Origin of the sequence: Maribacter halichondriae (assembly GCF_027474825.1) — a bacterium.
Taxonomy (GTDB): Bacteria; Bacteroidota; Bacteroidia; order Flavobacteriales; family Flavobacteriaceae; genus Meishania; species Meishania halichondriae.
Genome location: NZ_CP107030.1, coordinates 3765120 through 3789354 on the forward strand (window position 1 = coordinate 3765120; position 24235 = coordinate 3789354).

Annotated in this window: 14 protein-coding genes and 4 pseudogenes; 14 read left to right on the forward strand and 4 right to left on the reverse strand. The window is 40.0% G+C overall.

The features are described 5' to 3' along the window. Positions 1–123: 123 nt before the first annotated feature. From N8A86_RS17545 to N8A86_RS17600, 12 genes and pseudogenes are all read left to right on the forward strand, one after another. Positions 124–883: pseudogene (locus N8A86_RS17545) on the forward strand (N-acetylmuramoyl-L-alanine amidase family protein); the annotation flags it as partial. A 1246-nt stretch (positions 884–2129) separates the two neighbouring features. Then, the gene (locus N8A86_RS17550) at positions 2130–2321 is read left to right on the forward strand and encodes a hypothetical protein (protein ID WP_273566550.1); all 192 of its coding nucleotides are present in this window, start codon (positions 2130–2132) and stop codon (positions 2319–2321) included. A gap of 53 nt (positions 2322–2374) precedes the next feature. Next, on the forward strand, positions 2375–3343 hold the full coding sequence (locus N8A86_RS17555) for an MlaD family protein (RefSeq protein WP_273566551.1): 969 nt from the start codon (positions 2375–2377) through the stop codon (positions 3341–3343). Continuing rightward, complete coding sequence (locus N8A86_RS17560) at positions 3344–4669, forward strand: 4Fe-4S dicluster domain-containing protein (protein WP_273566552.1); 1326 nt, start codon at positions 3344–3346, stop codon at positions 4667–4669. Positions 4670–4681: 12 nt separating this feature from the next. Continuing rightward, a pseudogene (locus N8A86_RS17565) lies at positions 4682–5472 on the forward strand ((Fe-S)-binding protein). A gap of 41 nt (positions 5473–5513) precedes the next feature. Then, a complete protein-coding gene (locus N8A86_RS17570; protein WP_273566553.1) occupies positions 5514–5996 on the forward strand; it encodes an ABC transporter ATPase in 483 nt (160 codons plus the stop codon). 109 nt (positions 5997–6105) lie between these two features. Further along, positions 6106–9011, forward strand: a pseudogene (locus N8A86_RS22085) (serine hydrolase domain-containing protein). 105 nt (positions 9012–9116) lie between these two features. Further along, the gene (gene bshA, locus N8A86_RS17580) at positions 9117–10262 is read left to right on the forward strand and encodes an N-acetyl-alpha-D-glucosaminyl L-malate synthase BshA (protein WP_273566554.1); all 1146 of its coding nucleotides are present in this window, start codon (positions 9117–9119) and stop codon (positions 10260–10262) included. Positions 10263–10506: 244 nt separating this feature from the next. After that, a complete protein-coding gene (locus tag N8A86_RS17585; RefSeq protein ID WP_273566555.1) occupies positions 10507–10719 on the forward strand; it encodes a hypothetical protein in 213 nt (70 codons plus the stop codon). A gap of 449 nt (positions 10720–11168) precedes the next feature. Then, positions 11169–12638 carry a CotH kinase family protein gene (locus N8A86_RS17590; RefSeq protein WP_273566556.1) on the forward strand — a complete coding sequence of 490 codons (1470 nt, stop codon included), beginning with the start codon at positions 11169–11171 and terminating at the stop codon, positions 12636–12638. A gap of 194 nt (positions 12639–12832) precedes the next feature. After that, the gene (locus N8A86_RS17595) at positions 12833–14011 is read left to right on the forward strand and encodes an OmpA family protein (RefSeq protein ID WP_273566557.1); all 1179 of its coding nucleotides are present in this window, start codon (positions 12833–12835) and stop codon (positions 14009–14011) included. A 225-nt stretch (positions 14012–14236) separates the two neighbouring features. Then, the gene (locus N8A86_RS17600; RefSeq protein WP_273566558.1) at positions 14237–15295 is read left to right on the forward strand and encodes an NAD-dependent epimerase/dehydratase family protein; all 1059 of its coding nucleotides are present in this window, start codon (positions 14237–14239) and stop codon (positions 15293–15295) included. Positions 15296–15800: 505 nt separating this feature from the next. On the opposite strand, the pseudogene N8A86_RS17610 reads toward N8A86_RS17600, so the two are convergent. From N8A86_RS17610 to N8A86_RS17625, 4 genes and pseudogenes are all read right to left on the reverse strand, one after another. Then, a pseudogene (locus tag N8A86_RS17610) lies at positions 15801–17176 on the reverse strand (sugar transferase). A gap of 492 nt (positions 17177–17668) precedes the next feature. Beyond that, positions 17669–18127, reverse strand: coding sequence for a glycosyltransferase family 2 protein (locus N8A86_RS17615; RefSeq protein WP_273566561.1), 459 nt, complete (start codon positions 18125–18127; stop codon positions 17669–17671). Between the two features lie 29 nt (positions 18128–18156). Further along, on the reverse strand, positions 18157–19872 hold the full coding sequence (locus N8A86_RS17620) for a carbamoyltransferase family protein (protein ID WP_273566562.1): 1716 nt from the start codon (positions 19870–19872) through the stop codon (positions 18157–18159). Positions 19873–20160: 288 nt separating this feature from the next. Further along, a complete protein-coding gene (locus N8A86_RS17625; protein ID WP_273566563.1) occupies positions 20161–21387 on the reverse strand; it encodes a glycosyltransferase in 1227 nt (408 codons plus the stop codon). A gap of 463 nt (positions 21388–21850) precedes the next feature. Between N8A86_RS17625 and N8A86_RS17630 the strand changes: the two genes are divergently transcribed. Together N8A86_RS17630 and N8A86_RS17635 are read left to right on the forward strand one after the other, a co-directional pair. Further along, positions 21851–23299: an MBOAT family O-acyltransferase gene (locus N8A86_RS17630; RefSeq protein WP_273566564.1), complete on the forward strand. Its 1449-nt coding sequence runs from the start codon at positions 21851–21853 to the stop codon at positions 23297–23299. Between the two features lie 6 nt (positions 23300–23305). After that, the gene (locus N8A86_RS17635; protein ID WP_273566565.1) at positions 23306–24232 is read left to right on the forward strand and encodes a hypothetical protein; all 927 of its coding nucleotides are present in this window, start codon (positions 23306–23308) and stop codon (positions 24230–24232) included. Positions 24233–24235 lie beyond the last annotated feature (3 nt).

Below are 24235 nucleotides of genomic sequence, written 5' to 3' on the forward strand. Positions count from 1 at the left end.
TTTCTTAGGGGTCCGTACTATGATTGGGCTTTTAGAAGTCAAACTTACATATATTTTTTATTCCCGTCGTAGGGTATTACCATAAATTTAACCTTCATGAACACCCCCAAAAACCTTATTAAAATGAAATGGAAATCCTTTTCTTTTATATCATTTTTTGTCGTGGTATTCATTATACTATCGTTTGATAATCCTCAGTTTTCACAAGAAAAAGACCAATTCGTAGTCGTTTTGGATGCCGGTCACGGTGGCCATGACCCGGGAAATCTTGGTAATGGCTATTTAGAAAAGAATATAGCCCTAAACATCGTGCTAAGGGTCGGAGCGCTCTTAAAGCAAAATTCTGACATCAAGGTAGTTTACACCCGAGATGACGATACTTTTGTAGATTTATACGTCAGGGGTGAAATCGCGAACAAGGCCGATGCCGATCTTTTTGTTTCGGTCCATTGCGATTCACATACTTCGGATGCCCATGGGGCAGGAACTTTTGTTTTGGGGCTACATGCCAACGAACAGAATTTTGAAATCGCGAAAAAAGAGAATTCCGTTATTTATCTGGAAGACAACTATGAAACCCGTTATGCGGATTATGACATCAATTCCCCTGAATCGGTCATCGGTCTTACCATCATGCAAGAAGAATTTTTGGATCAGAGCATTTTACTTGCCAAGTCAATGCAAGACAATTTTACGGGAAAGTTAAAACGAAAAGATAGAGAGGTAAAACAAGCGGGATTCATTGTACTTCACCAAACTTTCATGCCAAGTATTCTTATCGAGACAGGTTTTTTGACAAATAAAGAAGAAGGTGCCTACCTGAACTCCCAAAAAGGGCAATATGAAATGGGTGCCGCAATTGCCGATGCGATTTTGAGGTATAGGGGCAACGTGCAGCCGGATATCGCTGGTGTAGGAACGCCGGTTTCACCAACGACAATCGCGGGACCTTCATCTGTGGAAATGGAGGCCGAAGCTGAAACGGAGAAAGAACGTTTGGCCGAAGAGGTAAAAGTTGCAGAGGCAGCTGAAGTAGCGGTAAAAGAAAAAGAGGCCATTGAAGCCAAAAAACGTGAACTCGCCGAGTTGGAAGGAAAGCGAAGAGAGGCCGAGGAAGCCAAAAAAGCCCAAGAAGAACTTGCCGAGAAAAACCGTATAGCCGAAGCGGAGAAAAAGGCGAAGGAAGAACTTGCGGAGAAAGAACGTTTAGCGGAGGAGGCCAAAATAGCCGAAGCTGCTGAAGTCGCTAAAAGAGAAAAAGAGGCGGAGGAAGCTAAGATAGCCGAGGAAGCCGTAGCGGCAAAAAAGGAGAAGGAAGCCGAGGAGACAAAAAAACGTGAACTCGCCGAGTTGGAAGGAAAGCGAAGAGAGGCCGAGGAAGCCAAAAAAGCCCAAGAAGAACTTGCCGAGAAAAACCGTATAGCCGAAGCGGAGAAAAAGGCGAAGGAAGAACTTGCGGAGAAAGAACGTTTAGCGGAGGAGGCCAAAATAGCCGAAGCTGCTGAAGTCGCTAAAAGAGAAAAAGAGGCGGAGGAAGCTAAGATAGCCGAGGAAGCCGTAGCGGCAAAAAAGGAGAAGGAAGCCGAGGAGACAAAAAAACGTGAACTCGCCGAGTTGGAAGGAAAGCGAAGAGAGGCCGAAGAAGCTAAAAAAGCACAGGAAGAACTGGCGGAGAAAAAACGTATAGCCGAAGCGGAGAAAAAGGCGAAGGAAGAACTTGCGGAGAAAGAACGTTTAGCAGACGAGGCCAAGATAGCCGAAGCTGCTGAAGTCGCTAAAAGAGAAAAAGAGGCGGAGGAAGCTAAGATAGCCGAGGAAGCCGAAGCGGCAAAAAAGGAGAAGGAAGCCGAGGAGACAAAAAAACGTGAACTTGCCGAGTTGGAAAGAAAGCAAAGAGAGGCTGAGGATGCCAAAAAAGCTCAGGAAGAACTTGCCGAGAAAGATCGTATTGCCGAAGCGGAGAAAAAGGCGAAGGAAGAACTTGCAGAAAAAGAACATCGCGCTGAACAGGCAAAAAATACGGAAGTTGAAAAGGGGGCGATCCCGAAAGTGAATCAAAAGTAGTTTTTAAGGTACAGCTTTTGGCCAGCTCAAAAGAGATACCGTTAGAACCGCAAAATTTCAATGGTTTGAATAGGCTATCAAAAGAACCGATTAAAAACCTTTTTCGTTACATGTATGGTGGCACGGGTTCTTACCGCGAAGCCAAAATGCTGAAATCGAACGCTGACGTGAAAGGTTATCCGACCTCTTATATTGTGGCCTATAAAGATGGAGTGCGTATTACCGTTCAAGAGGCACTGAAATACGTTGATGAATAAATACGCTATCTAAAATTTATTCCTAATTTTGTTAGTAACAGAAAACCATCCTTTTGAAACTATCTAGAGAAGTTAAGACCGGTATTATCGTTATTGGAGGCATTTTACTGTTCATATTGGGCTTTAGTTATCTGAAATCTACCCCTTTGTTCGACGATAGTAAAACGCTTTATGCGATTTATCCGAATGTTGGAGGGCTACAGGCGGGGACACAAGTTTCGGTAAACGGATTTTCCGTTGGAACGGTTAACAACATTAGATTTAAGGATGAGACCGGTAACCTCTTGGTCACCTTTACGGTCAACAACGATTTTGATTTTTCCAAAAATAGCAAGGCGGAACTTTACGATACCGGAATCATTGGGGGCAAGGGAATTCAGATTATACCAATTTTTGATGGAGCTCCCATGACGAAATCCGGTGATACGTTACAAGCCACTACGAAGCCTGGGTTGACCGAATTGGTTCAGACGAGTTTAAACCCTTTGAAGAATAGGATTGAAGGTGCTGTATCGAACGCTGATTCATTGATGATAAATGTGAATCAGGTTCTTGATGACCGCACAAAAAAGGATTTGCGCGAGAGCATTGCAGGATTGAGCCAATTGATGAAAAGCCTTCAAGGCAGTGCCGATGTGCTTAACGGAATTTTAAGTGACAACAAAGGCAAATTAGACAGTTCGTTGACCAATTTTAGAGCGCTGACCAATAATTTTGCAAAACTTTCAGATTCCCTGAATAACGCAGGTTTAGGAAGAACTTTGGCCAGCCTTGAATCTACGGTTGCTAATTTGGATAACCTATTGGCCCGAATCAATCAAGGTGATGGTACTTTGGGCAAGTTGATGAAAGATGAGGAGTTGTATACGAATTTGAACAATGCTTCAAGAGAGTTGGATCTTTTGTTGCAAGACTTCCGTTTGAACCCTAAACGTTATGTGAATGTTTCCGTATTTGGTAAAAAACAAAAGGAGTATACCGTCCCTGAAGAGGATCCTGCGGAAAAAATAGACGAACAATAAATGCAGTACCTGCCCAATATTGTATTTGCCATTATACTTATAACGGCTATTGGCTTTTTTGCCAAAAATATCAAACGTCTTTCTAGAAATATTAAATTGGGGAAGGATGTTGACGTATCGGACAACAAATCCAGCCGATGGAACAATATGGCTCGAATTGCCTTGGGGCAGACAAAAATGGTGGTCAGGCCCATTGCCGGCATTCTTCATATCATCGTTTATGTTGGCTTCATCATAATCAATATCGAAGTACTTGAAATCATAATTGACGGACTTTTTGGAACCCATCGCATTTTCTCATCTCTCGGTGGGGTATACGATATCTTGATAGCCTCATTTGAAATTTTGGCACTATTGGTCATTGTAGCGGTAATCGTTTTTTGGATTCGTCGGAACATCATCAGGTTACAGCGATTCATAAAGCCCGAAATGAAGGGCTGGCCTAAGAAAGACGGCAATCTTATCCTTTACATTGAATTGGTATTGATGGTATTGTTCCTTACCATGAACGCTACTGATTTTCGATTACAACAATTGGGTGTAGATCATTATTCGCAGGCCGGAGCTTTTCCCATAAGTCGATATTTGATTCCATTATTTGAAGGATTCTCAACGGACACTTTGATAATAATAGAACGTACGGCTTGGTGGCTCCATATTGTCGGAATCTTGTTTTTCTTGAACTATCTCTATTACTCCAAACATTTGCATATCCTTTTGGCTTTTCCTAACACTTATTTTGGAAAATTGGGGCCAAAAGGAAAATTTAAAAATCTTGATGCCGTTACCCAAGAAGTGAAACTTATGATGGATCCATCGGCCGATCCGTTCGCTGCTCCTGCCGAGGATGCACCGGCACCAGAAAAATTTGGAGCTTCCGATGTAATGGATCTTTCGTGGGTTCAATTGCTTAATGCCTACACCTGCACCGAATGTGGGCGATGTACAAGCGAATGTCCGGCCAACCAAACGGGTAAAAAACTTTCCCCAAGAAAGGTCATGATGGACACCCGTGATAGACTTGAAGAAGTAGGAAAAAATATCGACGCCAACAAAGGAGTATTCGTGGATGATGGCAAACAATTGTTGGACAACTATATCACAAGAGAAGAATTATGGGCCTGCACCTCTTGCAACGCATGTGTAGAAGCTTGCCCTGTTAGCATTGACCCTCTTTCTATAATTATGGATATGCGTCAATATCTTGTTATGGAGCAGTCTGCAGCACCTACAGAACTGAACAATATGATGGGCAATATCGAAAACAACGGAGCGCCTTGGCCCTTCAATCAGATGGATAGGCTTAACTGGAGCCAAGAACAATAACGAAAAGGTTATATGGGAAACGAGCTAAAAGTACCTACCATGGCCGAAGTCTTTGCGACCGGACAACAGCCCGAAGTTTTATTTTGGGTAGGTTGCGCCGGTAGTTTTGATGACCGCGCCAAAAAAATTACTAAGGCATTTGTGAAAATTTTGAACAAAGCAAATGTCTCATTTGCCGTTTTGGGCACCGAAGAAAGCTGTACGGGTGATCCGGCCAAAAGATCTGGTAATGAATTTTTGTTTCAAATGCAGGCGGTGACCAATATCGAGGTGATGAACGCCTATGCAATTAAAAAAATCGTAACGGCATGTCCACATTGTTTCAATACCCTGAAAAATGAGTACCCGGGCCTTGGGGGAAATTATGAAGTAGTGCACCATACTCAATTTTTAAAGCAGCTTTTGGAAGAAGGTCGTATTTCCATGGAAGGCGGAAAGTTCAAGGGTAAACGTATTACTTTTCATGACCCATGTTATCTGGGCCGTGCCAATGATGTTTATGAGGCCCCCAGAGACCTCATTCGGAAATTGGATGCCGAACTGGTCGAAATGAAGAATTGCAAGAAAAAGGACTTTGTTGTGGTGCCGGTGGGGCGCAAATGTTCAAAGAACCTGAAAAAGGCGATAAAGATGTGAATATCGAACGTACTGAACAGGCCTTGGAAACCCAACCTGAAATTATAGCCGCGGCCTGTCCGTTTTGTAATACGATGATGACCGATGGCATTAAAAACAAAGAGAAAGAAGCCGTGATACAAGTAATGGACGTAGCCGAGCTTATAGCAAATGCAGAAGACCTTTAGGCATAGCTAAAATTTTAAGACAACCCCAAATTATTGATGTTATGCTAGTAGATTTTGACACCTTACCCGATGATGCACGAATTTGGATATATCAGGGAAGCAGGAGTTTGTCGGAAGATGAGCTGATCGAAATCAGACAGGCCATGGATGATTTTATACAGAAGTGGACAGCACATGGAAGTGAGCTAAAATCTGGGTATGAAATCCGGTACAAACGATTTTTAGTACTAGGGCTGGACCAATCTAAGGCCTCTGCCTCTGGCTGTTCAATCGATGCATCGGTTCATTTTATTCAACAACTTGAAAAAAAATATAATATCGAACTTTTGGACAAAATGAATGTGTCTTACAAACAGGGAGATTTTATTGCCTACAAGTCTTTGGTGGACTTTAAGAAAATGGCGCGCCAGAAAGCGGTTTCAAAAAATACCGTGGTCTTCAACAATCTGGTAGCCAACAAGCAAGAATACACAGAACATTGGGAAGTGCCGGCCTCCGAAAGTTGGCACTCCCGATTTATGTAAACCTGCTTCTGGTACGGTAATTGGATATATTAAAGCATTTCGTTTTGAAAAATCGGATAAAGTGCAATAATTAGTGCGGTTTTCAGTTAATTCCATAGACCAATTTTATATGCGTTTTTTTACTGTTCTCCCATTCTTTTTTTTGATTTTAGTTGCCCGGGCTCAAAAAAACCCTTTGGTGACCAGAGATAGCCTTTCCCAACAAAAATGGGTCGACACTCAGTATAACGATATGTCTTTGGAAGAAAGAGTTGGCCAGTTGTTTATGGTCAGTATTGGGTCTAAAGAAAATTCGGATGCCGATAAGATTAAGGCATTGATCCAAAAACACCATATCGGAGGGGTCATATTTTTGCCTGGTGGACCAGTTCAACAAGCGAAATTGACTAACTATTTTCAAAAAACTTCAAAACGCCCCTTGTTGATCGGCCAAGATGCGGAATGGGGCCTAGCTATGCGGTTGGACTCTACCTACGCTTTTCCGTGGAACATGACATTGGGTGCTATTTCCGACAGTACCATTGTTGAAAAAGTAGGATACCGTATTGGAAAGCACGCCAAAAGATTGGGTGTTCATATTAATTTCGCCCCGGTGCTCGATGTTAACATGAATCCTGAAAACCCAATTATCGGAAACCGTTCGTTCGGTGAGAATCGGGAGAATGTCTCCCAAAAAGGTGTGGCCATGATAAAGGGAATAGAAAAAGCGGGTGTATTGACAAGCGGTAAACATTTTCCGGGTCATGGCGATACGGCTACGGACTCGCACTATTCGCTTCCGGTACTCGAATTTTCGAAAGAACGACTGGACAGTATAGAGATTTATCCCTATAAGAAAGCAATAGAGGCAGGACTCAGTAGTGTTATGGTTGCTCATTTGAATATTCCAAGTCTAGAAATGAAAAAAGACCTTCCTTCGTCCTTATCCGAACAAATTATTACAGGAATCCTTAAAGATGAAATGGGTTTTAAGGGACTGGTCTTTACCGACGCCTTGAATATGAAAGGCGTTGCCGATCATGGTAAAAACGGGGAAGTGGAACTTGAAGCTTTTATGGCCGGCAATGACATTCTTTTGATGCCTACCGAACTTGAAAAGGCCAAGGAAAAGCTAATTAAGGCAGTTGAGAAGGGAAAAATTACAGAGCAACGCCTGGCCAGTTCGGTCAAAAAATTCTTATGGCCAAATATAAAGTTGGGCTGCATAAAACCCGTTTCGTCGATTTGAATAATTTACATGAAGATTTAAATACTTTGGAAGACGACTTGGTCTATGAGGAAGCCATAGAAAATGCTATTACGGTAGTCAAGAACGACTATTATCTTATGGGCGTCAAGAAGTTGGAAAACAAAAAGATAGCCTATGTCAAGTTCGGTGACGACAACAGTGATGCGTTCATAACCGAACTAAATAAATATACAAAGGTTGATCAAATCAACGGGAAGGATATTGCCACTTTAAAAAAGAAATTAAAAGACTATAATCTGGTGATTATCGGTCTACACAAGAGTAATGAAAGTCCTTGGAAACCTTTTGATTTTTCTAAAAATGAACTTTTCTGGTTAGAGGAAATCGCCAAAGAACGAAGTTCGAACCTTATTTTATCCGTTTTTGCCAAACCCTATGCCTTGTCAAAAGTGGCTTCTTATAAGAATATCGATGGGGTAGTGGTAGCTTATCAGAATAGCAAAATGGCCCAAGAAAAGACGGCACAACTTATTTTTGGAGCCATCCCAGCAAAAGGTATTTTACCGGTTTCAGTTAACGAGAACTTTCCCGTGAATACAAGTATATCTCTCGAATCTTTAAAACGTTTGGGCTATAGCATTCCTGAGCGGGTGGGCATGAGTAGTACCAAATTGGCGGAGGTCGATAGATTGGTTCAAGATGGTCTCGATTCGTTGATGTACCCAGGGGCACAGGTGATAATTGCGCGCAGGGGCAAAGTAATTTACAACAAAGGTTTTGGAAAACCTACCTATGAATCGAAGGTCGATATTGGGCCAGATCATATTTATGACTTGGCTTCGATTACCAAGATACTGGCCACTTTGCCGATTATTATGAAAATGGAGGAAGAGGGTAAGATAGCCTTAAACGATACCTTTGAGGAACTCATTCCTGAATACGGTGATTCGGAGCTCAAAAATGTTACGGTTTTAAAGGCACTTTCGCACTATGGGCGACTTCCTTCTTGGATCGCCTTTTACGTTAGTACGTTGGATGAGAAACGGAAACCTTCCGAAGAATTTTATAGAAAGGCTCCCTCAGATGGTTTTACGATCAAGGTAAGCGACAATCTTTTTCTGGCAGATGCGTATAAAGACTCCATCTATGATAGAATCGGGCGGCAAGACCTGAAGTCTAACCGCTACCGGTATAGCGATGTGGCCTATTACGTGATGAAAAAATACATCGAAGATACGAACAAGACACGATTGGATAAACTTGCGGATGATTTCTTGTATAAACCTATTGGTGCTTCGCATACAAGCTACAACCCTTTGGAAAAATTTCCGAAAAATATCATTGTGCCCTCCGAGGTGGATAAATACTATCGTTATCAAACTGTGCAAGGCTACGTTCACGATATGGGTGCCGCTATGCAAGGTGGTGTAGGTGGTCACGCTGGATTGTTCGGTAATGCGAACGACGTTGCCAAAATTATGCAAATGTACCTTCAAGATGGGTTTTATGGCGGCCATCGGTTTTTAGATGCCAGAACGGTCAAGAAATTCAATACCTGTTATTTCTGTGACAAGAAAGTAAGAAGGGGAGTGGGTTTTGATAAGCCCGAATCAAGGGGCGGAGGACCCGCCTGCGAGTGCGTTTCACGAAAAAGTTTTGGCCATAGCGGATTTACGGGAACCTACACCTGGGCCGACCCCGAAGAAGATTTGGTTTACGTATTCCTTTCGAACCGAACCTACCCAACCGCATCGAATACGTTACTGGTCAAAACGGGTTTAAGAACTAGGATTCAATATGCCATATACAAGGCCATAGACAATTGATTTTCATGTCGCCCGATTCTCCATTAACGAATTCTTAACGCTGTTGCCCGTAAATAAAACGGGTCAATTTCGACTGAGCAGCGGGTTTTCACTAAATTTGTAACGATGAAGATAGCCATAGTATGTTACCCTACCTTCGGGGGTAGTGGTGTTGTAGCAACCGAATTAGGAATCGCCCTTGCCAATAGGGGGCACGAGGTACATTTTGTAACCTATCGCCAACCGGTTCGACTCGAACTGCTTAATAGCAAGATACATTTTCATGAGGTACATGTTCCTGAATATCCGCTCTTTCATTATCAACCCTATGAGTTAGCTTTATCAAGTAAGCTGGTAGATACCATTAAGTTGTACGGTATCGAATTGTTACATGTACACTATGCCATTCCACATGCCTATGCGGGGTATATGGCCAAAAAAATGCTCGAAGAAGAAAATATACACATCCCGATGATAACTACCTTGCATGGTACCGATATTACCCTGGTGGGCAAACACCCCTTTTACAAACCTGCGGTGACCTTCAGTATCAATCAATCCGACGTAGTGACTTCGGTCTCGGAAAGCCTAAAACAGGAAACACTTGAATTGTTCAATATCAAAAAGGATATACAGGTTATTCCAAATTTCATCGACACCAAAAAATATAGTTCTTCATTTACCGATTGTCAACGATCATTGATGGCGAATGATGACGAAAGAATTGTGACCCATATCAGCAATTTTAGAAAGGTCAAACGAATACCAGATGTCATTCATATTTTTAATAGGATACAGAAAGAAATTCCGGCTAAGCTGATTATGGTAGGCGAGGGGCCCGAAAAGGAAAATGCCGAATTTATGTGCGAACAATTGGGTATTACCGACAAAGTCCTATTTTTAGGAAACAGCAATGAGATCGATAGAATTTTGTGCTTTTCAGATTTATTCTTATTGCCCTCAGAGACGGAGAGCTTCGGGCTGGCAGCTTTGGAAGCCATGATAAACAGAGTTCCCGTAATTTCCAGTAATACAGGAGGAATTCCAGAGGTCAACAAACAAGGAATAACAGGATACTTGAGCGATGTGGGCGACGTAGAAGATATGGCTCAAAACGCCTTGAAAATATTGGGCGATGACCTCATACTTGAAAAATTTAAGAAAAATGCTGTAAAAGCGGCCCAAAAGTTTGATATTTTAAAGGTACTTCCACTTTATGAAGCCGTTTATGAAAAGGCATATAGCAGTAGACTTAATACTTCATACAGCTAAATGAAAAATATATTGCTTTTATTGATTTTGATACTGATGTCTTGCAACGGTCAAAAAAAGCCACGGGTGACAATAATACAATGAACAACGAAGCAAAAAATACAAGTCCATTAACACTTCTTTTAACAGATAATTACAGTGGAGCCGATAGTACCGAGACTTTGGTAGTAGAGGATGAAAAGGCATTGAGGAACTTTTTTCAAAAATCAATCGAACGCGAAAACCGGGATTACCAGTGCCAAAAGTGGATTTTTCTAAAGATCTGGTGATAATTCATTGTAGTGGCGAAGCAGTAAATGCTGTATTGTCCGAGCTATATGTAAAACAGGAATCAGAAGATTCGGTTCATATAGCGATAAAAAAAATGGATAAAAAAGAAAACAGTACTGCAGCCATGAGTCCTTTTTCGGTTTATACCATTCCCTTGACAAAAAAGAAAATTGTCATCGATAAATAGTCTACAATATTCTTCTTCAATCTGATGCTTTTTAAGATACTTTCGAATCATCAAAGGCATACCTCCTGATATGTTTTGATTTTACCGTTAAAAGTCTTTTTTTGTCATTTGTCGAGGAGTGATGAATCCCATACTTCAAATTGCCCGTTTTGATCGATAAAGGGTAACTGAACAAAAAGGCCTCGAATCTAAAGCGTTGAAGCTATATAATTAGCGGAGGTCAGCATGTTCAAGTCTACTTCCATAAGGGTCTCAATCGCCCATATTCTATAGTTCTATCGAAGAAAAATGCGCGGTGTTTCGACAACTCTATTGGGTACTGTTCAACCCTTTCAAATCGTTAGACGAGCAGGTTTTTGAGGTTGTATTTGGTCGAAATAACATTGATAGAGTCAAAAATTTATTCCCTAGACACATAACTTTGAAGCAGAAATTGATAAAATATAGCTATGAATTTTAGTAAACTACTTTGCTTCCTTATTGTCTTTTCATTCGTAATATCGTGTAAGAATGATGATTCGGCGATAGGCCCCCTAGAACCACCTAATAAAGAAGGAACATTGACGTTGACCACTTCAGTCGTGGTAGATAATGATAACAAGCTCATTCTATACAATGGAGGAGATGTAGCATTGAAAAATAATGTGGTTATCAATGAGACTACCTATGCTTTGAACACCACCGATACCGATTTCATGGTGGGTAAGGCATATACCTTGACCATAGGTAACGATTCATATACATTTTATAGAACTCAATTACCTGTTATAGATATTAATACGAATGGTGGTGAAATAATAGACCCCGATAAGATAGCTGCTGATTTTGTACTTTATGAGACTGATAAAGACCCTTTTGAGAGTATTATCGGTATTGAATTTAGGGGCGGCTTGTCTGTAACCTTTCCCAAAAAATCCTACGGTATCGAATTGTGGGAGGATACCGCTGGAACTACATTTAATGAGTCCTTGTTGGGTATGCGCTCAGACGACGATTGGATTTTGGACGCCATGTACAATGAACCCGCAAAATTGAGGGATTTTGTATCACACGATCTGTGGTTAGACATGGCACGCTACCATTATAGTGCCCAAGAATCCGATATAACTTTCGGTATTAAGAGGCAATATGTCGAGATTTTTGTGAATGGTAAATATGGTGGTGTTTACTGGCTAGGTGAAAAGATAGACAGAAAACAATTGGGCCTTGAAAGATATGATTCAGGGATTAGGGGCGAATTGTACAAAGGCGATGATTGGGGAGAAGGTACTTTGTACAATAGCTTAGAACCATTCGATAATAATTCGCTGTTTTGGAGCGGTTTTGAAGCTGATTATCCTGATGATATCGGTGAGGTAGATTGGACCAATCTTCATGACTTTGTCGATTTTGTAATCAATGCCGATGATGCGACCTTCGATGCTGAAATGAATACCCGAATGGACGTGCCGAACCTTATTGATTATTTTATATTTGTAAACATAATCTTCGCACAAGACAACCTTGGAAAGAACATTTTCACAGGCCGATACGATCAAGACGCACCCTATTTTCATGTAGCCTGGGATATGGATTCGAGTTGGGGTAACGATTTTATCGGCGATAGGGCGGACCCTGCTACATATCCACTCTTCAACGGCATGTACAGAAGACTTCAGGGCAACAATGACTTTGTCACTGCCTTAAAAGCAAGATGGATGGAACTTCGAGGAAACCTTCTTAGCGACGCATCGCTTGAGGCGCGCTTTATTGCTGCACATAATTACTTAAGTTCCAATGGAGTTTATGAGAGAGAGGCCATCGATGCCAATTTAATTCAAAAACCGTATGATCCAGCTGAAATAGATTTTATAACCGCATGGCTAAAAGAAAGAAATACATATTTAGATGGTTGGATAGCTATAAGTGAAACGCCATAGGCCAATATTAATAAGAATCGAATCAAATCAAGACCCAAGTTTTACACTTGGGTCTTTTTTTGTCGATTTTTCCTGTTGATACGTCGGGGAATCCTACAACCTATCGAGAAAAATTACAGTTCAAAGTACTTTATTGGTGTAATGAACTGTAAATCATAATTTTACAGCCTACTAGTCCTTAAATCTTATAACCTATGAAAAAAATTACGCTATGTGTATTGGTATTGGCACTTATGGCCATAATACCTATCTACGCTCAAGAAATGCCCGTTCTTACTTCAAAAGACAGTATCGTAGAAAGCTCTTGGATTATCGGTCTTGGCTATAATATTGTGGACGATTCAGGGGATGTTTTCGATGAATTATTGTCGGTAGATTCACAGTGGAATGTGCTGCCTTATCCATCTAGATTGAGTATTGGGAAATATTTCAAGAACGGAATCGGCTTAGAAGCCATCGGTTCGTTTAATACATATAAAGAAGGTAAAATCATAGATGGTGCCGTAAACACTGAGAAAAACAATTATTTCTCCGTTGATTCCCGAGTGACCTATGATTTGAACAAACTCATAGGCCAAACCGCTTGGTTCGACCCCTATGTAGGTGGTGGTATCGGCTTCACCGATGCCAATGACCAACACCGAGCGACCTATAATGCAGTTGTAGGTTTCAGAACATGGATCAGCGATACTTGGGGCTTGGATTTTAGTTCGACCGGCAAGTGGGCTATAGGTGATAATGGAGCCACGAACCACATACAACATGCTGCAGGCGTTGTCTACCAATTTGGGGTAGAAAAGGGATTATCGAAAAAGGGTGCCGAGAAATTAGCACTTATCAATGCTATGGAAAAAGAACGGCAACGTGTTCAAGATTCTATTGCTGCCGCTGACCGCGCTAGGGAAGATACCGCTTTAGCGGAACGTTTGGCCAAAGAAAAAGAGCAGGCCAGATTGGCTGCGGCCGAACAAGCAAAAATCGAAGCCGAAAATGCAAGAAAACGTCAAATAGAACAAAAAATTGAGGCGCTCGGATACGTTTACTTCGATTTGAACTCGTCTTACCTTGGTAAACAATCTAAAGCAGTACTGGATTCCCTTTCGACAATACTTTCTGAAACGGTTGATTTACAGTTGGAAATAACATCGCATACTGATTCACGTGGAAGTTCGGAATACAACAAATGGCTGTCGGAAAGACGGGTCAAAAACACCATGGAATACCTTGTAAAAAAAGGAATAGAAGCCGATAGATTGAGCAGTAAGGCTTTTGGAGAAGATAATTTACTTAATGAATGTAGTGATGGCGTCAGGTGTTCTGAAGAAAAGCATAAAATAAATAGAAGATCGGAGTTCAAGGCCTTGTTCAAGTAGTCTAAATCGATTGTTTTAGATTGAGTCCTATGCTATTGAACTTAGAAATACAATGTAATAATTAGCGGGTAAGAATAATCCAAATTACATTCATAAGCATGAAAATACTGGCAAGTTATCTATCTTTGTCCTACGACCAAGACCAAACTTGTTTTTCGCAATAAAGAATTACATAAAACGTTTATAGTAGGTAAGAATAAATTAATCATCAAATAAAAAGTAAAAATGAAAAAAGTCTTAGTTTTAGGTGGCGGAGGATTTATAGGAGGTCATCTTGCACACAGATTGAAGAACGAAGGTTGCTGGGTGCGGGTGGTCGATATAAAAGAGAAGCATGAATTTTGGAATGAGGAGGACATCTGTCATGAATATGTTGAAGGAGATTTACGTGATCCCCAGTTGGTATCCCGTGTGTTCATGACCCCCGACCAAAAATCGGAGCAAGACAAAGAAAATTCATTTGACGAAGTATATCAATTGGCTGCTGATATGGGTGGTGCTGGTTATATCTTTACTGGCGAGAATGACGCGAATGTAATGCATAGTTCGGCAGTTATAAACCTTAATTCGGCTTTAGAGGCGACTAAGAAAGGTGTAAAGAAAATCTTTTACTCTTCTTCCGCTTGTATGTATCCAGAACATAACCAGTTAGATTCTGATAACCCTAATTGTGAGGAAAGTTCAGCATATCCGGCCAATCCTGATTCGGAATATGGATGGGAGAAACTTTTTAGCGAGCGTCTATTTTTGGCATTCAACAGAAATTACGAGCTCGATGTTAGAGTGGCCAGGTTTCATAATATATTCGGTCCTATGGGAACATGGACCGGTGGGAAGGAGAAAGCCCCTGCCGCTATGTGCAGAAAGGCTGCCGAGACTCCGAATCACGGTGAAATAGAGGTTTGGGGCGATGGCTTGCAAACAAGGTCTTTTCTCTATATCGACGATTGTGTTGAGGCGGTGCTCAGGTTCATGCGTCAAAAAGAATTTTTAGGACCGGTAAATATCGGTTCTGAAGAGATGGTCACCATCAACGAACTTGCTCAAATGGCCATTGATTTGTCAGGAAAAGATATCAGTATCAATAATTTGGGTGGACAAGAATTCTTTGATAAATATGGATTTAAATGTCCGACAGGAGTTAGAGGAAGAAATTCGGACAACAAATTGTACAAAGAAAAAATGGGATGGGAACCCTCCCAGCCACTAGTAGAAGGGCTTTCCGAAACATTCAAATGGATTAACGAACAAGTTAAGTCAACAAGTACGGCCAATGTAGGTTAATCTTTCATGCTAATTCATCCTAAAGTTTGGCTGATATGAACATCTATAGTTGGCAAATCATTTAGAAAAAGGGAATGAAAAAAGCCGAGGTATATACCTCGGCTTTTTTTGTCTAATTCTAAAATTTATGTATTGTTTGAAAAGGTAATCGAATACTATAATTTTTATGGTATTTGAAGACAAAAGGATGCAATGGAGCAGTTTCAATTTCTCTTAAATTACCGGTTGAGTTTAATTTTTCGAATTCTCTTGGTACTTGAAACAATGACCTGTGCTTAATTTAGGGGAGTGCTTGTTTGGAAATCGTAAACACTATTCCATTTTATACCTTCAGCGTCCGCGCTAAGGTACTTTCTTTGAAGTAGGGGTAGAATGTGTCGTTGGATAGAGAAGTACTAAGAATCAATAGGCATATGTCGTTCTTCAAAAAAAATGTTTCAATAGTACTATCTATGTATTTAGAATAGTAATCAAAATCTTGAAGGACCTTGTTACAAATAAATAATTATACCCCTCTAGAAAATAATATGGTAGTGAAAGTCTTGAAGATAATGCGCAGGTCCAAAGCAATGGACCTACTTTTAATATAGTAAAGATCGTATTCGAGTTTTCGTATGGAGTCCTCGAGATTTTCCCCATATTTATATTTTACCTGCGCCCAACCGGTAATACCAGGTTTGATCAAATGTCTAATATTATAATAGGGTGTAATTTCATTTAATTTATCGACAAAGACTTTTCTTTCGGGCCGTGGACCTATAAAGTGCATTTCTCCCTTGATGACCGAAATAATCTGGGGAGTTCATCCAAACGGAACATTCGAAGTACCTTGCCAAAAGGAGTAATTCTCGCATCGTTCTTAGACGCCATTTTTGCACCTGCTTTTTCAGCGTCTACGACCATAGATCTGAATTTATAGATTTCGAATTCCTTCCCGTATTGTCCGACCCTTTTTTGTTTATAGAAAAGAGGCCCTCTGTTAAAAAACAGATTGAAGAAAAACACGAACGGGGTAACCAACAAAAAAATCAATCCTACGAACAATGAAAGAAAGAAATTGACAGTAAAACTAAATATTCGTGATAAATACCGTACTCGCGTATGTTGCAGTTGTAAAATCTCCGCACAGCTTTCGTTTGCGTTGTGCGAAACAATAGGAAGGGCCTCATATATGTTCTCGTAGAACGAGGTAAATGTGACGACTTCCTTCCCGGCAAGTAGTACTTCAAGCATCGACTTCTCGATTATCTTTGGTAACGGTCTAGACGTATCTGTATCAATAATCCACGAGTCTACTCGCTCGTTCAATGCCTCGAGTTTTTCCTCGGTAAGATCGCCGGTATTTTCGATATCAATGACTTCCTCTACATGGTAAAAAGTATGGATACCGAATCCGTTGATTATCTCAACATCCTTTTCCCAGTCATTACCAAGTGATTTATTGTATAAGTAAAGTACTTGCTTCGTCGTCGAAATAAATTTGAAGACATAAACAAAAAAATTACGCCATAACAGGATAGCCGTCGGGGTCAAGAAAAGAAATAGCAACAAATTGCTACGCCAGAAACTCATATCGAAGAGAATCACGGCACCCAGAATTTCTGTAAAAATGTACAGGGTAGTAATCACAAGCCCCTTCATGACCATGTTTACGGTATATCTGGAATCATTGGCCAAATAGTAAAAATTCAGTACATAGGCCAAAAAGAAATAGGCGAACAACCCTAGTGAAAACAATGTTGCCATAGAGACCAATGAACTGTAGGCCATGTCTATGACATGTTTCAAGAAGAAATAGAGTGAAAGACAAACGATGATAAGGTCGCCTAATACAAGAATAATCTTTCTCTCGGGAATATTTAATTTAGAGCGTCCGGTCATAGGGGGCGGTTAGCTAAGCAGGTATAAAAATAGGGGTTATTGACAAAAATAATCAATCAACAGGACAAAATTAGACAAACCTAGATAAAACATAGCCAAACTACTGGTTACTAGGTGTTTTAAAACATTTTAAGATTTTAGCAAATTTCTTCTAAAGAGAAAAATGTAGTGTTCGTCGGACACAAACCTATGGCATGGCGTTAAAAGTATTGTTTGATTTTAGGAACCAATCTAGCTAATGGATAAAACGGTGATACGGAAATATCGTTCTTTTTAAAAGCTTCAATACACTCTCTGTTACCTTTGTAGTTGTTTTTCAAAGACTTGTTGCTTTCACCTCCGACGCGCATACGCACCAATGTTTCATCAAGATAACTTGAACTAACTTTATGTTTTTCTAGAAACCGTAGCATCAGCTCAAAGTCAGCGGCTATCCTAAAGTCCTCATCAAAATAACCATAAGAATCATAAACTGATTTTTTGACAAAAAAACTAGGGTGCGCTGGATGCCAACCATTTCGAAATCCCTTTTTTTGGGTTATACTCGCCGGTCACCCATTTTCTTTTTACAATATCGGTATTTTCTTGGGCCACATAGTAGAGGTTACCGTGCAGGGTATCGGTACCGTCCTTCTCCATGGCAGCCACTACCTTTGCGATTACGTCGTTAGAATTGTAAAAATCGTCCGAATTCAAGATTCCGATGATGTCACCGGTGGCCAGTTTGAGACCTTTGTTCATCGCGTTGTAAATGCCTTTGTCCGGTTCAGAAATCAGTTTCTCGACCCTGTTCGGCATTCCTTTAATAATTTCGACGGTATTGTCCTTTGAAGCACCATCGATAATGATATGCTCGATATTGGCATATGTTTGCTCATGAATACTCGATATGCAATCGGCTATGAATTCAGAACTGTTATAGGTGGCTGTTACAATACTAACTTTTTTCATTCGATTTTAACCTGTAGATTTTTATGCTACTATCTTTCGATTACAATATTCTCTAGCACCAATACATCCATTTGGGTACGTGCAAAGCAATCGTAGGCTTCGGCCGGCGTATTTACAATGGGCTCATTTTCGTTGAAAGATGTGTTCAAAAGTATCGGCACACCAGTCTTCTTTCGAAAAGCTTCTATCAACCCATAGTAACGTGGGGAGACCTCTTTATCGACACTCTGTAATCTTCCCGTACCATCTACATGGGTAACCGCAGGTATCTTCGAATGTTTTTCGATTTTAATGGGAAAAACCTTTTCCATAAAAGGAACTTCATCATTATACTCGAAATACTCTTCAACATATTCCTTTAGAATAGAGGGGGCAAAAGGTCTAAAACTTTCACGCCTCTTAATTTTAAGGTTTAAAAGTTCTTTCGCCTGGTCGTTTCTTGGATCCGCTATAATCGAACGATGACCTAGGGCACGGGGCCCGAATTCGGCCCTTCCTTGAAACCACCCGACAACACTGGGCACGATGAGTTTGTCGCTTATGTAGTCGAACAGTTCTTCATCCTCCATTTTCTTGTAGGAAATATCGTTTTCTTTTAAAAACGCCTCAATTTCTTCATTTGTAAACGATGACCCCGTACTCGCCGATTTTATTGCGGAAGTTCGTGGCATATTCAAATTATCATGATAATGGTACAGTGCCGATCCCATTGAGATGCCGGCATCGTGACCCGCTGAGGGTATATAAAGATTTTCAAAAGTGGTATTGGCAATAATTTTTCCGTTTGCCACTGAATTCTGGGCGACTCCGCCAGCGATGCAAACATTTTTACAGCCGGTTCTTTTTTGGAGATGGTTCAACATATGAAAGATGACCTTTTCGGTAAATACTTGAACCGATTTGGCCAAATCTTTATGATATTGAGTAAGCTCTTCACCCTTCTTTCTAGGTGCACCGAACTCTTTGGCAAATTTTTCCGAGAAAAAAGGTGGAGATACTGGTTGATTGTTATCGTAACGTACTTTGATTGCATCAAAATAAGAGTTATCCCAAGACCAAAGACCATCATCTTTCAATTTTACGATTTTCATGATCTTATCGACATACTTGGCCTCACCATAGGGGGCAAGCCCCATGACCTTATACTCATCGCCGTAATGAGGAAATCCTAGAAAGTGTGTGAAAGCGGTATAAATGAACCCCAGTGAGACAGGAAAGTCTATTGAATCCAAAACCTCTATTTTATTTCCCTTACCGTGGGCAAGCATTGTAGTCGTGAAATCACCTGATCCATCGATTGAGATGATTGCTGATTCTTCATAGGGCGATGCAAAAAAGGCAGATGCCAAATGCGCCCTATGGTGTTCAATGTGCCTGAATTTTTTTTCGATTTCCTCTTTTGAAATTTCAAAAGCTTGTTCGAACTCTTCGGCCATAGAGGTGATTTTTTCTCTATTTTCCCACCGATCTTTTACAAGGGCCGTGCTTTTTACGGGGTTTTTAAGCACATACATCATCTTATTTTTCATCTTGGCCTTTGGATCTCGCCCAATGGTGATATGATCCACATCAACTAACGTTGCGCCTGCCTCTTTAAGGCAAAAGCGTACTGCCTGCTCTGGAAAGCCTGCCCAGTGTTTTATTCTGGTAAAACGTTCTTCTTCAGTGGCGGCAATGAGCTTTCCGTCTACGAATATAGCGGCCGATGAATCTGCATGGTGGGTATTAAGTCCGAGTATTATCATTTACTTTGTTTTGGTTGTTGTGTTTAAAAAAAAATTTGAGGCCGCAAAATAATGCCTAAATTTTGGATTTTGAATTATGAAATTGTTGAATTGTACTGATTACTGGTTCAATTGTTAATTTGTAAAGCATTGAATTACAATAGTACTAAGCTGATTTACAGATTTTTGCTATGTTTTTCAATGGATTACGTTGTTTAACGACATTAGTTTAAACTTGATTTTTGTGTTTTTATTTTGTGATTGCAGAATAATCGACATTCAATGTATAACCGTGAAGGATAATGCATTTTACTCCGTACCGCTGGACACAATAAGTTCGTTATATAGTTCTAAGTATTCCTTGTACTTATCATTCTTGTTGAACATCTGTTTGGCGTTCCTTACACATGAAGCGGTATAATACTCTTTGCCTTTTTTCTTTATCGTTCTGAGAGCCTTCAATAGTTCTGTCAGCGAACCCTGCTCTATGATGAGTCCTGTCTCGGGAGTAACCGATTCGACACTTCCACCAGTTCGATATGTTATTATGGGTGTTCCACAGGATAGTGCTTCCAAGTTTGTAGTAGGAAAGGTGTCGGCATAGGTCAGGTTTACGAATACATCGGAAGTGGTGTACAATTCGATAAGTTCTTGAATATTTCTGGTCCGCTGAAGGCCAATTATGTTTGCTGGCAGTGACTTCAGTTGCTTTTCATTCAATCCGACCATGACAATGACCTCATCATCCGCTAATTCTTTACTTATGGACAACAAATCGTCCCAGCCTTTTATTTTTGTCCATACGCTTGCCACTCCAAGAATGAGGAATTTGTCAAGTACATTATGTTTTTTTCTGAAAGAAAAGTCAAGTTTTGGAGAAAAGAGTTCGGTATCTATTCCGTTTTGAATGACCCTTTTATGATGATTAGTTAAAAATGATTCATCGACCAAATCGCCCAACCAATTTGATACGGGTACCAAGGTCAAATTTGATTGATCGGTGAACAATTTCTTTTTCAAGATGTGGTTTTTGGTAGATCGATCCCTAAAGAGACTGGTAGGATAGCTTTGAATTTGAGGGCAGTTTTGACACTCCGTTTTCCATTTTTCACAACCAACAAGTTCAAAATGGGTACAGTGACCTGTCATGGCCCAACAATCATGTAAACTCCATACAACGGGAATTCCACTTTTTGTCAAATATGAGAAAAGTACCTCGATATTAATATAGTAGCCATGTATATTATGCAGTTGGATTATAGAAGGCTTTATTTTTTCTATTTCCTTGATCAGTCGTTTTGTTGCCTTAATCGATGCAAGGGCATGTCTATCCAATAATCTAGTCTGTAATAAATGCCAATACGTATCGAAAGTATTGCCAACTTTTATTAATTCAGAAGTGCTCAAGTTTTCTTGGCGACCATACGCAATATAACTCTCCCAACCACTGGCAATAGCCATTTGACCTATTTCTTCGGCTATGCGACCCGTAGAACCATAGTTTACCTCGATGTTTATTTGTAGCAATCTTTTCATAGTACTACTTGGGGTTTTTTCTGAGTGCCAGTGCACTTGGAATATAACACTAAGTCGTTGCGAATTTACTTAATTGTTTTGTCACAAAAGGTTTTAAAAAAGTTGGCTTCTCCCTCTTTTAATAACTTTCCCTTTGTCATTGGTCAAAATGATTCTTCAACAATCCAGCGTTCTTTGTATTAGGTTATTTTTCAAAAAAAACAAACCTTGTTGAGTTGCTATTAACGTTTTAACGATTATTAAATTGTTGATATTCTAAAAAGATGATAAAGCCGAAGTTGGATTTTTCGACCCAGCCTTAGCTTTTAAAGTTTTATTGCCTGAATAGGCTAAATGATCATAATAGACGTTATACTTGTCGATAACTATTATAAATTCGGCTTCAAGAAATTGATGAAAATTTCCCGATGAACCATATTATAATTGTGATTTTGGACCTGTTAATGATTTAGCGAATTCTTAGATGCTTTTTAATTCCATTGATTTTGCCATTTTTCTACCGATAGTCTTTGTGCTCTATTGGTTTAGCGCCAAAAAAGACATGCGGTATCAAAACATATTGATTGTTTTGGCAAGCTATTTTTTTTATGGCATGTGGGATTATCGTTTTTTGGCGTTGATTATATTCAGTACACTGGTTGACTACACGCTGGGCCGACAGATGGCAAAGACGGATGTTCAAAGCACAAGGAAAATTTTGTTGTGGACAAGCATCATAGTGAACCTCGGATTCTTGGGATTTTTTAAATATTATAATTTCTTTCTCGATAATTTTGTTGATTTGTTTACTTTTTTTGGGCAGCCCATAAGCACACGTTCATTGAATATAGTATTACCTGTGGGCATAAGTTTCTATACTTTTCAAACATTAAGTTACACCATAGATGTATATCGAAAAAACCTTGATCCTACCAAAGATTTTATTGCTTTTGCAGCCTTCGTTAGTTTCTTTCCACAGTTAGTTGCCGGCCCTATCGAGCGCGCCACTAATTTGCTACCACAATTCAGATTAGAAAGAGTTTTTGAGTATAACAAAGCGGTAGACGGACTTCGTCAGATGTTATGGGGCCTTTTCAAGAAAATGGTGATTGCCGATAACGCCGCCAAATTTGCCAATATAATTTTTGATAATTCTGAAGCTTATTCGGGCAGTACACTTTTATTGGGCGGAGTATTTTTTGCCTTTCAAATTTATGGTGATTTTTCAGGGTATTCCGATATCGCAATAGGTACATCACGGCTTTTTGGTTTTGATTTGATGAAGAATTTTGCTTTTCCTTATTTTTCAAGGGATATCTCGGAATTCTGGCGACGCTGGCATATTTCATTATCTACCTGGTTCAGGGATTATCTCTATATTCCATTAGGAGGAAGTCGAGGAGGCATTTGGATGAAAGTCAGAAATACGTTCATCATTTTTTTGGTGAGTGGATTTTGGCATGGGGCCAATTGGACCTTTGTAGTATGGGGAGCTCTCAACGCCATTTATTTCTTGCCCTTACTATTGCTCAATAGAAATAGAAATAACTTGGGAACCGTAGCAGAAGGAAAATATTGGCCAAGTTTTAATGAATTCCTTAAGATATTATCTACGTTTGCCCTTACGGTCTTGGCATGGATTTTCTTTAGAGCCGATTCGGTTTCCCATGCTTTTGGAATAATGTCTGAAATATTTTCATTGTCACTTTTTAAATTACCCAGTTTTGAAGATTTTAACAAGGGACTGTTCACGTTATTTTTGGTGGCCATTTTCATTCTGATAGAGTGGAGGGGGCGTAATAATGAATATGCAATTGAGAAACTGTTGTTATATCGCAACAAAAGATTGCGTTGGACATTTTATATGCTTCTCGCAATGATGATTCTCGTATTTCAGGGAGAGCAACAAGAATTCATATATTTTCAATTTTAGAACGTAATGAAACAATTTATAGCCAAGGTCGGTCGATTTATTTTTTTCTTCGTGGTTTTATGTTTTATAGTTGTAGGGATAAACTATGTATTATTACGCTCTTCGAATATAGACTTTGCCGAGAATCGCAATATACTTGTTCTTGGTGATTCGAATGCCCAGTGCGCTATTAATGATTCGATATTTTCAACTGCCACGAATTTAGCTCTCAACGCCGATTCATATTTCTATTCGTATCTGAAGATAAAGCGTATAGTCGAAACAAATCAACCCGTCGATACTTTGCTACTCTCCTTTGCTCCACATAACATTTTCAAAAATGGTTGGATCGAAGACCCTAAGTTGGTACGTTCAAGGTTTAGGAATTACTTCGGGCTGATGAATGCGGAAGACCTTAGGTTTATCGTGGGGAACAACCCCCGAGCGGTCTTGAACAGTGCGGGTCAAATAATACGGCATTTTCCAGCCTCGACCTATCAAATTTTAACGGGTCAGAACATTTTTGATATTGGTTCGTATCTGCCAATTACACGAAATACAATGAACGAAGACCTTTTAAGGCTAAAAAAAGGACAATCCTTGACTTTTTTCGAACTACCCAAAGACTTTACGCTCTCTACTAAAGAAATTCATTATTTAGAGGCTATTATGGAACTTTGCAAAAACGAGAACATTAAACTTTATTTGATCAATTTGCCGAAAAGAGAAGAACTTCTATCGCTCGATAAGTACGGGGTATCGGAATTCGAGGAAATATATCGTACAAGATATGAAGATGTCGATTTTATCGATTTTTCAAGATTTCCCTTGCCCGATGGTTCTTATGCGGATCCGGTGCATTTGAATTTAAAGGGGGCCGCATTGTTCTCGTCATATCTTCGCCAAAATAATTTTTCTACACACATGCAGAACTATGCTTTTGAGTCTGATTGAGGT